This is a genomic window from Inquilinus sp. NPDC058860 (genome assembly GCF_042743185.1).
Taxonomy (GTDB): domain Bacteria; phylum Pseudomonadota; class Alphaproteobacteria; order DSM-16000; family Inquilinaceae; genus Inquilinus.
Genome location: NZ_JBHYMS010000034.1, coordinates 62,055 through 75,755, shown reverse-complemented (window position 1 = coordinate 75,755; position 13,701 = coordinate 62,055). Strand labels below are relative to the sequence as shown.

The window sequence follows — 13,701 nt, the reverse complement described above, 5'->3', positions numbered from 1 at the left end:
GATCCGTCGCCCCTACACCCGATTCCCCGGGCTCCAGAGCCGCATCCGCCCGTCGCGCCTTCCCCTTCCAGGGCCGGCCCGCCAGGGCAGAAACGCCGATGTAAGTTACCGACCCGGCTTTTGCAACCTTCTTTTGGCTGCCCTCCGCTGCGTCGCTCTCTTTCGAGTTCGTCGCCGCGGCGTCGCCGTCGGTGGAGCGGTTTATAGGGGGGTGATCCGGACCGCGCAAGCGCTTTTTTGCACTTCCGTGAATTTCTTTTCCGGCCCCCGGAGAGCCCCGTTCAGAGCAGCCCGAGAGCCCTGAGTTCCTGCTGCAGATGGGCCGGCAGGTCGCTTTCCGACGCCGCCCCCAGGTCGCGCGGTGCGGCGTCCGGGTCGAGATAGCGCCAACCCTGGAAGGCGCGCAGCGGCCGGGCCTCCACCGCCGTCAGCTCCGGGTCGTAGAGCAGCCGGCAATAGGTGTCGCCGTCCTCGTCGGTCACCATGAACATGTCGAGGATCGGCTGCCGCACCAGGATGACGTGGCGGATCACCCAGAAGATCGAGCCGCCGTCGATCAGGTCGTCCCGCCGGGTCGGCATGCGCTTGGTGTAGCCGTAGACGACCTCGCGCCCGTCGACGACATGGCGCCGGCCCTGCTGGACCGTGGCGAGTTGGGCCGGCTCGGAGATGCCGACGGCGACCTTCAACAGATGGAGAGGCACAGTTCCTCCATGGCCGCACCACGCGGCCACGCTTCGGGATGGATCAGGCGTCGCGGGCGATCAGCGCGCGGGCCGTCCTGGAGGCCGGCGGCCGGTCGAGCACGCCCGAGATGAATCGGGTGGCATCGAGCAGCCGGTCCAGGGCGACGCCGCTGGCGATGCCGAGGCCGTCCAGAAGATAGACCACATCCTCGGTCGCGACATTCCCCGTGGCGCCCTTGGCATAGGGGCAGCCGCCCAGCCCAGCCACCGCCGAATCGACCACGGCGATCCCGCGCTCCAGCACGGCATGGATGTTGGCGACCGCCATGCCGTAGGTGTCGTGGAAATGGACCGCCAGCGACTCGCGCGGAATCCGCGCCGCCACGGCCTCGATCATCGCCACGGCCTTGCCGGGCGTGCCGACGCCGATGGTGTCGCCCAGGCTGATCTCATAGCAGCCCAGGTCGAACAGCGCGGCCGAGACCTCCGCCACCTTCCCCGCCGGCACCTCGCCTTCATAAGGACAGCCGAGCACGCAGGAGACGTAGCCCCGCACCTTGAGCCCGCTGGCCCGGGCCCGGGCCACGACCGGGACGAATCGCGCCAGGCTCTCGGCGATCGAGCAGTTGATGTTGCGGCGGCTGAAGCTCTCCGAGGCAGCGCCGAACACCGCGATCTCGGTCGCCCCGGCGGCGAGCGCGGCGTCGAGGCCGGTCTCGTTCGGCACCAGCACCGGGTAGGAGATGCCGGGTGTACGCGCGATCCGCGCCATCACCTCGGCCGAATCGGCCATCTGCGGCACCCATTTCGGGCTGACAAAGGCGCCGGCCTCGATCACCGTCAGCCCGGTGGCCGACAGCCGATCGATCAGTCCGACCTTGGTCTCGAGCGGCACCACCGCTGTCTCGTTCTGCAGCCCGTCGCGCGGGCCGACCTCGACGATTCGAACTCTGGTCGGGAGCATGTCAGGCGGCCTCGAAGCCGATCAGGGCCACGCCTTCGTCGACCTGGTCGCCGGCGGCGAAGGGCAGGCTGGTCACGGTGCCGTCCGCCGGCGCGGCCACGGTGTGCTCCATCTTCATCGCCTCCAGCACGATCAGCGGCTGGCCCTTGGTGACCTTGGCGCCGGCCTCGACCAGCACCGCGATCACCCGGCCGGGCATCGGCGCGGTCAGCCGGCTGCCGGCGCCCGCCTCCTCGCCGGCATGGGCCAGGGGGTCGATGATGCCGAACACCCGGCCGGCGCCGTCGCGCAGCACCGCGACGCGTTCGCCGGCGGCCACGATCGTCGCCCGCACCGTGCGGTCGCCGAGCCGGGCGGTCAGTTCGCCGCTCACCAGCGTGCCGCCGGCCTCGACCGGCCCGTCCGGCGTGGCGATCGACAGCCCGCCATGGCGGCGGTAGCGCACCGCGACCGGAATCTCGGCGTCGCGGTCGGCCAGGCGCAGCACCTCCACCGATTCGTCGTTCAGACGCCACCCGTCGGCCAGGGCCCAGGGGCTGGACCGGTCACGGTCGCGGCCGAGCACGAGCCCAAGGGCTGCGAGCGCGATGTCCTCCGAGGCGGCCGGGGCCGGCGGCGGCAGCAGCTCCGCCCCATGGCGGGCGATGAAGCCGGTGTCGAGCTCGGCTGCGGCGAAGGCCGGGTGCCGTGCGATCGCCCGCAGGAAGTCGAGATTGGTGGCCAGGCCGGCGATCCGCGCCTGGTCCAGCGCCCGGGCCAGCCGGCGCACCGCGGCCGGCCGGTCGCGATCCCAGACGATCAGCTTGGCGATCATCGGGTCGTAATGGATCGAGATCGCATCGCCCTGACGGACGCCCGAATCGATCCGGACATGCGGCGCCGCCTCGGGCAGGGCCAGATGCGCCAGCCGCCCGGTCTGCGGCAGGAACCCGGCCTGCGGGTCCTCGGCATAGAGCCGGACCTCGATCGCGGCGCCGTTGATGGCGAGATCGTCCTGGCCCAGCGGCAGGGCCCTGCCGGCCGCGACAAGCAGTTGCCATTCGACCAGGTCGAGCCCGGTGATCGCCTCGGTCACCGGATGCTCCACCTGCAGCCGGGTGTTCATCTCCATGAAGTAGAAGCGGCCGTCGGTGTCGAGCAGGAACTCGACCGTGCCGGCGCCGACATAGCCGATGGCCTTCGCGGCAGCGACCGCCGCCTCGCCCATCGCCTTGCGGATCGCGGGGTCGAGCCCGGGGGCCGGCGCCTCCTCCACCACCTTCTGGTGGCGGCGCTGGATCGAGCAGTCGCGCTCGAACAGATAGACGCAGTGGCCGTGGCCGTCGGCGAAGACCTGGATCTCGACATGGCGCGGCCGGGCCAGGTAGCGCTCGACCAGCACCCGATCGTCGCCGAAGGACGACGCAGCCTCGCGCTGGGCTCCGGCGAGCTGGGCGGCGAAATCCTCCGCCCGCTCGACCACCCGCATGCCCTTGCCGCCGCCGCCGGCCGAGGCCTTGATCAGCACCGGGAAGCCGATCGTCACCGCCTCCGCCGCCAGCCGGGCGGGGTCCTGGTCGGTCTCGTGATAGCCGGGCACCAGCGGCACGCCGGCCACCGCCATCAGCGCCTTGGCCTCGCTCTTGCCGCCCATGGCGCGGATCGCGGCCGGCGGCGGACCGACGAAGGTGATGCCGGCCCGGGCGCAAGCCTCCGCGAATTCCGCATTCTCCGACAGGAAGCCATAGCCGGGATGGATCGCCTGTGCCCCGGCCGCCTCGGCCGCGGCCAGGATGGCGTCGATCTTCAGATAGCTGTCGCGCGCCGGGGCCGGGCCGATGCGGATCGCCGTGTCGGCCTCGGCGACATGCCGCGCCCCGGCATCGGCGTCGGAATGGACCGCGACGGTGCGCAGGCCGAGGCGCCGCGCCGTGCGGATCACCCGGCAGGCGATCTCCCCCCGGTTGGCGATCAGAAGCGTGTCGAACATTCCTGTCCCGGAACTTGCGCTGGGTTCGGGCAACAATCTAACAGGGCCGGTCCGCGGCGCACGCGGGAAATCGAACCGCTATTTCGGCCGCCCGTCGGCCAACACCAAGCGCGCCGCCAGGCCGAGGAAGACGATGCCGGTGAAGCCGTTCAGCAGCCGCGCCACGATCGGCCGCCGCGACAGCAGTTGCCCGAGGCCGCCCGAGGACATCCCGACCAGGGCGTTCACCGCGGTGCCGGAGAGGTTCAGCAGCGTGCCCAGCACCAGGATCTGCAGCGCCGCGCTGTGCGCCGGGTCGACGAATTGCGGCAGGAAGGCGATGAAGAACAGCGCCACCTTCGGGTTCAGGACATTGGTGACCATGCCGTCGAGGAAGATCCGGCCCGCCGGCCGCGGCGGCAACGGACCGGCCGCGCCGAGGCCCGATGCGGTGCTGCGCAGCGCCTTCATCGCCAGCCACAGCAGATAGGCGGCCCCGCCCCAGCGCAGGATCTCGAAGGCGGCCGGCGAGGCGGCGAACAGCCCCGCCAGGCCGAGCGCCGCCGCCAGAGTGTGCACCGCCGCCCCGCCGCCGATGCCGAGCGCCGCGGCCAGCCCGGCGCGCGGGCCGCGGGCGACGCCGTTGGCGAAGCAGAACAGCATGTCGGGCCCGGGCGTGAGGTTCAGCGCCAGGGCGGCGGCCATGAACAGCGCGAGCGTTGCCGGATCGAACATCGGTCAGCGTCCCACAATGGATGCAGCCGGCAGACTAGAACGGCGGCCTCTGCCTCGCCACCGATCTCAGCCGGCTGCCACCGACACCCGCAGGCCAGTGCCCTGGAACCTGCGGTCAGCTTCACCGCGCTGCCCATGCCCGACGCTCCATCGGGCCGGCCAGCCCAGCCGCTCGATCCCGGTGGCCGAAGCCGCCGCCAGCGAGGACCAGCCGGGCTCCCCGTCGCGACGGCACAGGATGCCGCCCGGCCCCATGTCGGGATGGAGCAGCAACCGGATGTCGAAGGCACCCGACAGCGCCGGGCCGTGCCAGTAGAAGGGGCTGCGGCCCGGCTCCCGCCCCAGGATGATGGTCAAGGTCTGCCGCGGCCCGCGCAGGCCGATCCAGAGCGGCGCAAGACTGCCGGGGTCGAATGCCGAGACCAGGGTCTGAGCGGCACTTGTTCCAGCCGGGGCGGCTTGGCCGGCGAAGCGGAAGGCGACGAACCGGCCGGGCTCCAGCCGACCGGCCAGCGGCGCGCTGCTTTCTCCCGCCGGCAGGATGTACCAGGCCTCCTCGGGGATCGGGGGAGGCGGCCAGTGCAGCCGCTCGCGGATGCGGCCATCCGTGTCCAGCACCTGACAGCGCAGGCCCTCGGCATCCAGCGCGGCCTGGACGCAGTGGTGGTACTCCACTCCCTCGGGCATGCGGTGGGCCGTGCCAGCGCCGCCGGTGCAGAGCTGCAGCACGCCGCCATGCACCTGGACGTCATAGGCCAGGATGTGGCTGCAGACATAGGCGAGCACGCCGGCCTCGACCAGGATGCTCCAGAACGCCCGTGAGTGCTCCGGCCCGATCTCGCGCTGCCACGGCCCGGAAAAGCCGTTGATCGGATGGGCCGGGTGATGGCCGACCACCAGCTTGTACCGCGCATCGGCATGCTGCTCGAGCACCCGGCGCAGCCAGTCGGTCTCGACATGGCCCTCGCCGCCGAGGCCGGTCCACAGCGTGTGGACGAAGACCATCAGCAGGTCGCCGCGGCGGACCCAGTAGGACAGGCCCTCATGCCCCGGCGGCCCGTTTCGTGGCAGGTCGAGCACATCACGGAACACTGCCTCGCTCATCTCGTCATATGCGGTGTGGTTGCCGGTCGTGTGCCAGATCGGGATCGCCCGGCGGTCGAGCCAGCCCATTTCCTGGTCCAGCCAATGCCGCCACTGCGCCCGCAGGGCCTCGGCGTCCACGGTCAGGCCAATGATCTCGTCGCCGGGGAACAGGATGAACTCCGGCTGTGGCGCGAGACGGCGGAGGACGGCATTGACCGCGGCGAAGGTCCGCTCATGCAGGGCGCCGGGGACGCCGGAGCAGGAATCACCGTAAAGGACGAACTGATGCCCCTGCCCCCGCGGCAGCAGGGCGGGAATGGAGTCAGGCATGCCTGATGCTCCTCTCAGAACCGGTCGGCGCGATAGGGCGACGGGTCGACCACGGTCTCGCCGCCGGTCAGCATCTCGGCCAGCAGCCGGCCGGTGACCGGCCCCAGGGTGAAGCCGTGATGGGCGTGGCCGAAGGCGAGCCACAGCCCCTTGTGGCGCGGGGCCGGCCCGATCACCGGCCGCATGTCGGGCAGGCAGGGCCGGGCACCCATCCAGGGCCGGTCGTCGGCCCGGGCCTCCAGCGGGAACAGGATTCGCGCGGCAGCCTCGGCGGCGTCGAGCTGCACCGGCGTCGGCGGCGCGTCGCGCGGGCCCATCTCCACGCCGGTCGTGAGACGCACGCCGCGCGCCATCGGCGTCAGCAGGAAGCCCTGGTCGTCGTCCAGCACCGGGCGATGCAGCACGGCATTGCCGCGCGGCCGGTAATGCATGTGGTAGCCGCGCTTGACTGCGAGCGGCAGGCGGTAGCCGAGCGGCCGCAGCAGGTCGAGCGACCAGGGCCCGAGCGCCACCACCGCATCGCGCGCCAGCACCGGACCGTCCGGCCCCTGCAGGCTCCAGCCGCCCTCCCCCGGCTGCAGCGACCGGGCGTCGGCCTGAGCCAGTCGGCCGCCGCGGCGCAGGAACAGCTCGGCATAGCCCCTGGTCACGGCGCCGGGGTCGGAGACCGAGACCGGGTCCTGCCAGTGCACGCCGCCGGTCAGCCCATCCGCCAGGTGCGGCTCCAGCGCCCGGACCTGCGCCGGGTCGAGCACGCCGAAGCCGAGGCCGTGGGCTGCGGCCGCGGCCGTCCCCGCCACGCCGGCCTCCAGGCTGCGGGCGGTGCGATAGACGGAGAGCCAGCCGGTGTCGCGCGCCAGATGGGTGATGCCGGCCTGCTCCAGCAGCGGCCGGTGCTCGTCCAGGCAGCGCTCGATCAGCGGCAGCATCGCCCGAGCCGCCTCGGCCAGGCGGGCCGGGGAGGAGTGACGCCAGTACTGGAACAGCCAGGGCGCGATCCGCGGCAGGAAGGCCCAGTGGTAGCGGGCGTCGATCCGGCGATTGGCGGCGTAACGCAGCAGGTCCAGCAGCGAGCGCGGGAAGGCGTAGGGCACGACGCTGGCGCGCTCGATCAGCCCGGCGTTGCCGTGGCTGGTCTCCTCGCCCGGGCCGCGCCGGTCGACCAGCACCACCGACCGGCCGCGCGCCTGCAGATGCAGGGCGGCCGAGACCCCGACGATTCCGGCCCCGAGCACGGCGACATCGCTTCTGATCATGATCTGGCTGCCTTTCCGACGCCCGCATAGCATATCCGGACAGAGCCGAATCACGTCATCGTGGTCTAGACCATTACCTCTTCACGGAGGCCTGCCCGATGACGTCCCCGTTCCGCCTCGAGACCTTCTGGAAGCCCGCCGCGGGCGGCGAAGCCCTGAGCTACACCCTGCGGCTGACCAACCGGTCGGGCCGGACGGTTTCGGGCTTCACGCTCTGCGTCAGCGGCCCGGCCCGGATCGACCCGGCCGCGACCATCGAGGGCGGCGCGCTGACGGCGCGGCTGTCCAATCATTCCGAGTTCACCCCGCCGCCGGGCATCGAACTGGCGCCCGGCGACAGCTGGACGCTGACGGCACGGGGGCTGAGCTACCCTCTCCGCCATTGGACCGACGGCGCCACCACCGCCTATGTGGTGCTGGCCGACGGGTCGACCGCGCCGGCCGCCGTCGCGCCGACGCATTCCGCCGCCGACAATGCACCGCTGAAGCGGGGCACCGAGCGCTTCCCGGTCCCGGCCTCGGCTCCGGTCCCGATTTCCGTCATTCCCTGGCCGGAGAAGGTCGGCGTGAGCGGCCGCCGCACGGTGCCCGCGGGCCTGGCGCCGAAGGGAGAAGGCGCCAACGCCGAGCAGGCCATCACCGCCTTCGCCGAGCTGACCGCCGCACTGTTCCCGGCCGAAGGTATCGTGCGGCCGGAGGCGGAGGGCGGGCTGACCGTCGCACTCTTAACCGAGCCGGGATTTGGGCCCGAGGCCTATCGCATCGCCTTCTCCGAGACCGGCGTCACCGTGCGGGCCTCGACCCGCATCGGCCTGCTCTACGGCCTGATCACGCTCGGCCAGATCTGGCGTGGCGTCAGGCGCCACCCCGAGACCTTCCTATTCCCCGAAACCGGGGAAATCATGGACTCCCCGGCGCATGGCTGGCGCGGGTCGCATCTCGACGTCGCCCGGCAGTTCTACTCCTCGGCCGAGGTCGCCCGGTTCCTGCAGCTGCTGGCCTGGAGCAAGATGAACCGCTTCCACTGGCACCTGTCGGACGACGAGGCCTGGCGCGTCGAGATCGATGCCTATCCGGAGCTGACGCGGGTCGGCGCCTGGCGCGGCCACGGGCTGGCGCTGCCGCCGCTGCTCGGCTCCGGCCCCGAGCCGCAGGGCGGCTATTACAGCAAGCAGGCGATCCGCGACCTGGTCGCCCTGGCCGACCGGCTGGGCATCGTCGTGGTGCCGGAGATCGACATCCCCGGCCATTGCCACGCCGTGCTGCAGGCGCTGCCGCAGCTGCGCGACCCGGCCGAGCACGGCGAATACCAGTCGGTGCAGGGCTTTCCCGACAACTGCCTGAACCCGGCCCATGAACCGGTCTACGGCTTCCTCGAGACCGTGTTCGACGAGCTGATCGCGCTGTTCCCGTCCCGGATCATCCATGTCGGCGCGGACGAGGTGCCGCTGGCCGCCTGGTCGGGATCGCCGCTCGCGCTCGACCGCCTGCGGCAGGTCGGCGGCGAGGCGATGGCCGAGCAGCACGCCAAGCTGGTGAACACCATCGGCAACCGGCACGGCGCCGACGCCATCGAAGGCTCGGCGACCGCCGTGCTGCAGGCCGGGTTCCTGCGGCGAATCCAGTGCTTCCTGGCCTCGCGCGGCGTCGTGACCGGCGGCTGGGAGGAGGCGGCGCATGGCGACGTGATCGAGAAGGACAAGAGCTACCTGGTCGGCTGGCGCTCGGTCGAGGTCAGCGCCGAGCTGGCCGGCCGCGGCTACGACATCGTGGTCGCGCCGGGACAGCGTTACTATCTCGACATGTCGCAGGGCACCGCCTGGTCCGAGCCGGGCGCCGGCTGGGCCGGCTGGTCGGGCCCGCAGGAGACTTACGAGTTCGAGGCCACCCGGGGCTGGACCGAGGACCAGCTGAAGCACCTGATGGGTGTCCAGGCCTGCATCTGGTCCGAGCCGATGACCGACCGCGCCGTGTTCGACCGCCTGGTCTTCCCCCGGCTGTCGGCGATCGCCGAGGCCGGCTGGACCCGGCGGAAGGCGAAGTCCTGGGCACGCTTCAGCGCCCTGGCCGGGCTGATGCCCAATCTGTACGGGCATTGGGCCGAGTGATCCGCAGGCCTATCCCCTAATCCTCGGGGAGTGCCTCGGAACCGCGATCGGACGAGACTGCCATCACGCCTGGGGGGCGGGAATGCGCCGGGCCACGCTGTGCCGTCCGTAACAGGTCGGGCAGAGCGGTTCGGCGCATCCTTCGGCGCGGCAGGACAGGATCGGCACCTGCGATATGCCGCCGGCGATCGACGAGGGGACATGATGGGCAGCATCGACAGAGCGTTCTTCACCTTGGCCGTGCTGATGGGGCTGGCCGGCATGCTGCTCGGGATCCAGATGGGCATGGCCCATGACTTCCAGCTGGTGCCGGTGCACACCCACATCAATCTCGTCGGCTGGGTCTCGCTCGCCCTGTTCGGGATCGGCTACCGGCTGGGCTTCGCCAAGTCCGGCGGGCTGGGCGTGCTGCATTTCTGGATCGCCGCCGCCGGCGCCATCCTGCTGCCGCTCGGCATCTACCTGGCGACGACCCGGCAGCAGGAGGCCGTGGTCATCATCGGCTCGCTGCTGACCCTCGCCTCGATGCTGCTGTTCCTGGTCAATGTCGTGCGGGCCTGGTCCGCGCCGGCGGGCTGATCACCCGAGCCAGGACGCCTTCCGCTTCTCCAGGAAGGCGGCGACGCCTTCCCTGCCCTCCTCGCCGGCGCGGATCGCGGCGATGCGGCGGGCGCAGTCCTCCTCGACCTCGGCCGGCGGCCGGCCGGCGACCGCCGCGACCAGATCCTTGGCCGCCCGGACCGCCGCCGGGCCGTTGCCGCGCAGTGACATAAGAATCTGCCGCGCCGCCTCCTCCAGCCCGTCGCCCGCCACCAGCTCGTGCACCAGGCCGAGCCGCCGGGCCTCGACCGCGTCGAAGCGCTCGGCAGTCAGGAAGTAGCGGCGGGCGGCGCGGGCGCCGATGGCGCGCACGACATAGGGGCTGATCACCGCCGGGATCAGGCCGAGCTTGACCTCGGAGAGCGAGAAGCCGGCCGCCTCGGTGGCGATGGCGATGTCGCAGCAGGCGACCAGACCGACCCCACCGCCATAGGCCGCGCCATGGACCAGGGCGACCGTCGGCTTCGGCAGGGTGTCGATGGTGCGCATCAGCGCCGCCAGCGCCCGGGCGTCGGCCAGGTTGGCGGCCTCGTCATAGGTCGCCATCCGGCGCATCCAGTCGAGATCGGCCCCGGCCGAGAAGCTCTTGCCCGCGCCGCGCAGCACCACCGCGCGCACGGCATCATCGGCGCCCAGCCTGGCGAAGCCTGCGGTCAGCTCGGCGATGACATGCTCGTCGAAGGCGTTGTGGCGATCGGGCCGGTCCATGACGACCGTGCCGACGCCGTTCTCGATCTCGATCCGAACCGCGCTCATCGCACCACCCAACTCAGCACCATCAGCCCCAGCACCGCCCAGACGATCCCCGCCACGATCGACTTGGCGATGAAGGCGCGCACGGACGTGTAGAGCAGGAACAGGCCGAGGATCAGCAGCGCGAAGGAGAAGATCGAGCTGTTCATCCCGATCGCGCGGGCCATGCCGTCGAGGAAGTCGTCGACGGCGCCGCCCAGGCCGTCGACCACCGCCCGGATCGCGCGGATGATGAAGCCGATCACCCCGCCCAGCGCCTCGCCGAGCCATTCGAAGAAGTTGCTCTGAATCATTCCGCTCACATCCGGAACACGCCGAACCGGGTCGGCTCGATCGGCGCGTTCAGCGCCGCCGACAGCGCCAGCGCCAGCACCCGCCGGCTGTCCGCCGGATCGATCACCCCGTCGTCCCACAGCCGGGCCGAGGCGTAGTAGGGGTGGCCCTGCCGCTCGTACTGGTCGCGGATCGGCGCCTTGAACGCCTCCTCCTCCGCCTCCGGCCAGGTCTCGCCCTTGGCCTCGATGCCGTCGCGCCGCACCTGGGCCAGGACGTTCGCCGCCTGCTCGCCGCCCATCACCGAGATCCGGGCGTTCGGCCACATGAACAGGAAGCGCGGCCCGTAGGCCCGGCCGCACATGCCGTAGTTGCCCGCGCCGAAGCTGCCGCCGGTCAGCAGGGTCAGCTTCGGCACCCGGGCGGAGGCCACGGCGGTGACCAGCTTGGCGCCGTCCTTGGCGATGCCGCCGCGCTCGTATTTCGAGCCGACCATGAAGCCGGTGATGTTCTGCAGGAACAGCAGCGGGATGCCGCGCTGGCAGCACAGCTCGACGAAATGCGCGCCCTTCAGCGCGCTTTCCGAGAACAGGATGCCGTTGTTGGCGACGATGCCGACCGGGATGCCCCAGAGATGGGCGAAGCCGCAGACCAGCGTGGTGCCGTACAGCGCCTTGAACTCGTCGAACTCCGAGCCGTCGGCCAGGCGGGCGATCACCTCGCGCACGTCGAAGGGCTTCTTCAGGTCGGTGCCGATGATGCCGTAGAGATCCGTGGCCGGGTACAGCGGCTCCGCCGGGTCACGCAGCGCCAGGTCCGGCCGCTTCACCCGATTGAGGTTGGCGACGATGCGGCGCGCGATCGCCAGGGCGTGATGGTCATCCTGGGCGTAGTGGTCGGTGACGCCGGAGACGCGGCTGTGCACGTCGGCGCCGCCGAGATCCTCGGCGGAGACCACCTCGCCGGTCGCCGCCTTCACCAGCGGCGGGCCGCCGAGAAAGATCGTGCCCTGGCCCTTGACGATGATGGATTCGTCCGACATCGCCGGGACATAGGCGCCGCCGGCGGTGCAGGAGCCCATCACCACCGCGACCTGCGGAATGCCGGCGGCCGACATCGTCGCCTGGTTGTAGAAGATCCGGCCGAAATGATCGCGGTCGGGAAAGACCTCGTCCTGCAGCGGCAGGAAGGCGCCCCCGGAATCGACCAGGTAGAGGCAGGGCAGATTGTTCTCGCGCGCGATCTCCTGCGCCCGCAGATGCTTCTTCACCGTCAGCGGATAATAGGTGCCGCCCTTCACCGTCGCGTCGTTGACGACGATGACGCATTCCTGGCCGGAGACCGGGCCGATGCCGGTGATGATCCCGGCGGCCGGCACATCCTCACGGTAGACGCCGTGGCCGGCCAGCTGCGACAGCTCGAGGAACGGCGCGCCGGGGTCGAGCAGCGCGCGGATCCGGTCGCGCGGCAGCAGCTTGCCCCGGGCGACATGCCGGTCGCGGGCCGCCTGGCCGCCGCCCAGCTTGATCCGGGCGACGGTGGCCTGCAGGTCGTCGACGGCCGCACACATCGCCGCTTCGTTGTCGCGGAAGGCGGCGGACCGGGGATCAACCGCGCTGTTCAGCACGGGCATGGGCGCTCCAGCTCAAGCCAATGGCGTTGCCGCGCAACATGCCGGGACGAAGGGGGCCGGGCAAGGGCAGAAAGAAAGTTGCCGAATGGCGCCAGCCCCATGCACGCGACAAAAAAGGGGGCCGAAGCCCCCTTTTCGCCCCCTTTCAAACCTCTCTCACACCGCCGCACCCGATCACGGGCACTGCGGGTCGCCCTTGGTGCACTGCGGACCGTTGGTGATGAGCTGGTTCGGCGCGCGGTAGACATACCGGTTCACGACGTTGCCGCCCTCGACGACGGTGGTCGAGCTCTCGAGCGTCGAACCCGGTGGCACATTGGCCGGCAGCGTGGCGGGCGCCGGCGGAGTGCCGCCCACGACGACCGCGGGCTGCTGCGGCTGGGCGCAGGCGCCAAGCGCCAGGAGCGCAGCGAAACCGGAAAGCAGGGCGGTTCTACGAAGCGCGATGCGCATGGCACAATCTCCTCTTTTATCATTATCGGTCGGGCCGTGGGCACGGCGTTACGCCGATAGAACACCGGAAGGGTGGTTCAGGCTCCCACCAATTTCAACCTTGAAACCTGCTAAATAGTTCCCGCTTCGATTCGTCTGGTCATGACCAATCCGGATTCGGGATGGCCTGATAGGCCTGCCGCAGCGCATCCGACCAGCGCTGCCGCAGGCCGGAGAAGTAGGCGTCGTCCTCGCCGACCCGCTTGCGCAGGGCCAGCTGCAGCGCGTCACGGCGGTACAGGGCGATGTCGATCGGCAGCCCGACCGACAGGTTGCTGCGGAGGGTCGAATCCATCGACACCAGGCCGAGCTTGAGCCCGTCGATCAAAGGCGTTTCGAACCGCGCGGCCCGGTCGAGGATCGGCTTGCCGTATTTGTGCTCGCCGATCTGCAGATAGGGCGTGTCGGCCGTCGCCTCGATGAAGTTGCCGGCCTGGTAGACCTCGAACAGCCGGCAGCGGCGCCCGGCGATCTGGCCGCCGAGCAGGAAGGAGGCGTTGAAGCCGCCGGCATGCTGCTCCATCGCCGGGCCGTCGCGGTTCCAGACGGCGCGCACGGCCTCGCCCACCAGCTCGGCACAGCGGAACATCGACGGTGCGGTGACCAGGCTCTCGCGCCCGTCGCCGGCGTCGACCGCCTCGGACAGCAGGGCGACCACGGACTGGGTGATGGCGAGATTGCCGGCGGTCAGCAGCACCATCACCCGGTCGCCCGGCCGTTCCCAGATGTGCATCTTGCGGAAGGTGGAGATGTTGTCGACGCCGGCATTGGTGCGGGTGTCGGCGATCATCACCAGCCCGTCTTCGAGCAGCAGGCCGAGGCAGTAGGTCATGCGGG

General features: G+C 71.0%; 13 protein-coding genes. 2 read left to right on the top strand and 11 right to left on the bottom strand.

Annotation, left to right across the window (positions count from 1 at the left end):
* Positions 1 to 281: 281 nt before the first annotated feature.
* From ACFW16_RS22140 to ACFW16_RS22115, 6 genes are all read right to left on the bottom strand, one after another.
* Entirely contained in the window at positions 282 to 704 is a 423-nt protein-coding gene (locus ACFW16_RS22140) for a DUF1489 family protein (RefSeq protein WP_380309027.1), read from the bottom strand.
* A 43-nt stretch (positions 705 to 747) separates the two neighbouring features.
* Complete coding sequence (locus tag ACFW16_RS22135; protein ID WP_380309025.1) at positions 748 to 1,650, bottom strand: hydroxymethylglutaryl-CoA lyase; 903 nt, start codon at positions 1,648 to 1,650, stop codon at positions 748 to 750.
* A gap of 1 nt (position 1,651) precedes the next feature.
* Positions 1,652 to 3,619 (bottom strand): acetyl/propionyl/methylcrotonyl-CoA carboxylase subunit alpha, encoded by a 1,968-nt coding sequence (locus ACFW16_RS22130; RefSeq protein ID WP_380309023.1) that lies wholly within the window; start codon positions 3,617 to 3,619, stop codon positions 1,652 to 1,654.
* 78 nt (positions 3,620 to 3,697) lie between these two features.
* Positions 3,698 to 4,333: a LysE family translocator gene (locus tag ACFW16_RS22125; RefSeq protein ID WP_380309020.1), complete on the bottom strand. Its 636-nt coding sequence runs from the start codon at positions 4,331 to 4,333 to the stop codon at positions 3,698 to 3,700.
* Between the two features lie 66 nt (positions 4,334 to 4,399).
* The gene (locus tag ACFW16_RS22120; RefSeq protein WP_380309018.1) at positions 4,400 to 5,749 is read right to left on the bottom strand and encodes a metallophosphoesterase family protein; all 1,350 of its coding nucleotides are present in this window, start codon (positions 5,747 to 5,749) and stop codon (positions 4,400 to 4,402) included.
* 14 nt (positions 5,750 to 5,763) lie between these two features.
* The gene (locus ACFW16_RS22115) at positions 5,764 to 7,005 is read right to left on the bottom strand and encodes an NAD(P)/FAD-dependent oxidoreductase (protein WP_380309015.1); all 1,242 of its coding nucleotides are present in this window, start codon (positions 7,003 to 7,005) and stop codon (positions 5,764 to 5,766) included.
* Positions 7,006 to 7,103: 98 nt separating this feature from the next.
* Between ACFW16_RS22115 and ACFW16_RS22110 the strand changes: the two genes are divergently transcribed.
* Together ACFW16_RS22110 and ACFW16_RS22105 are read left to right on the top strand one after the other, a co-directional pair.
* Positions 7,104 to 9,113, top strand: a complete 2,010-nt coding sequence (locus ACFW16_RS22110) for a beta-N-acetylhexosaminidase (protein WP_380309013.1) — start codon at positions 7,104 to 7,106, stop codon at positions 9,111 to 9,113.
* Positions 9,114 to 9,314: 201 nt separating this feature from the next.
* On the top strand, positions 9,315 to 9,692 hold the full coding sequence (locus tag ACFW16_RS22105; RefSeq protein ID WP_380309011.1) for a hypothetical protein: 378 nt from the start codon (positions 9,315 to 9,317) through the stop codon (positions 9,690 to 9,692).
* On the opposite strand, the gene ACFW16_RS22100 is transcribed toward ACFW16_RS22105, so the two are convergent.
* The 5 genes from ACFW16_RS22100 to ACFW16_RS22080 all read right to left on the bottom strand — a co-directional run bounded on the left by ACFW16_RS22100 (position 9,693) and on the right by ACFW16_RS22080 (position 13,696).
* The gene (locus ACFW16_RS22100; protein ID WP_380309009.1) at positions 9,693 to 10,469 is read right to left on the bottom strand and encodes an enoyl-CoA hydratase-related protein; all 777 of its coding nucleotides are present in this window, start codon (positions 10,467 to 10,469) and stop codon (positions 9,693 to 9,695) included.
* Positions 10,466 to 10,759, bottom strand: coding sequence for a hypothetical protein (locus tag ACFW16_RS22095; protein ID WP_380309007.1), 294 nt, complete (start codon positions 10,757 to 10,759; stop codon positions 10,466 to 10,468). The genes ACFW16_RS22100 and ACFW16_RS22095 overlap by 4 nt, the downstream gene beginning before the upstream one ends.
* A gap of 5 nt (positions 10,760 to 10,764) precedes the next feature.
* On the bottom strand, positions 10,765 to 12,372 hold the full coding sequence (locus tag ACFW16_RS22090; RefSeq protein WP_380309005.1) for a carboxyl transferase domain-containing protein: 1,608 nt from the start codon (positions 12,370 to 12,372) through the stop codon (positions 10,765 to 10,767).
* Between the two features lie 174 nt (positions 12,373 to 12,546).
* Positions 12,547 to 12,825, bottom strand: a complete 279-nt coding sequence (locus ACFW16_RS22085) for a hypothetical protein (protein ID WP_225768171.1) — start codon at positions 12,823 to 12,825, stop codon at positions 12,547 to 12,549.
* Positions 12,826 to 12,964: 139 nt separating this feature from the next.
* Positions 12,965 to 13,696 carry a peptidase gene (locus tag ACFW16_RS22080; RefSeq protein WP_380309003.1) on the bottom strand — a complete coding sequence of 244 codons (732 nt, stop codon included), beginning with the start codon at positions 13,694 to 13,696 and terminating at the stop codon, positions 12,965 to 12,967.
* Between the last annotated feature and the right edge of the window lie 5 nt (positions 13,697 to 13,701).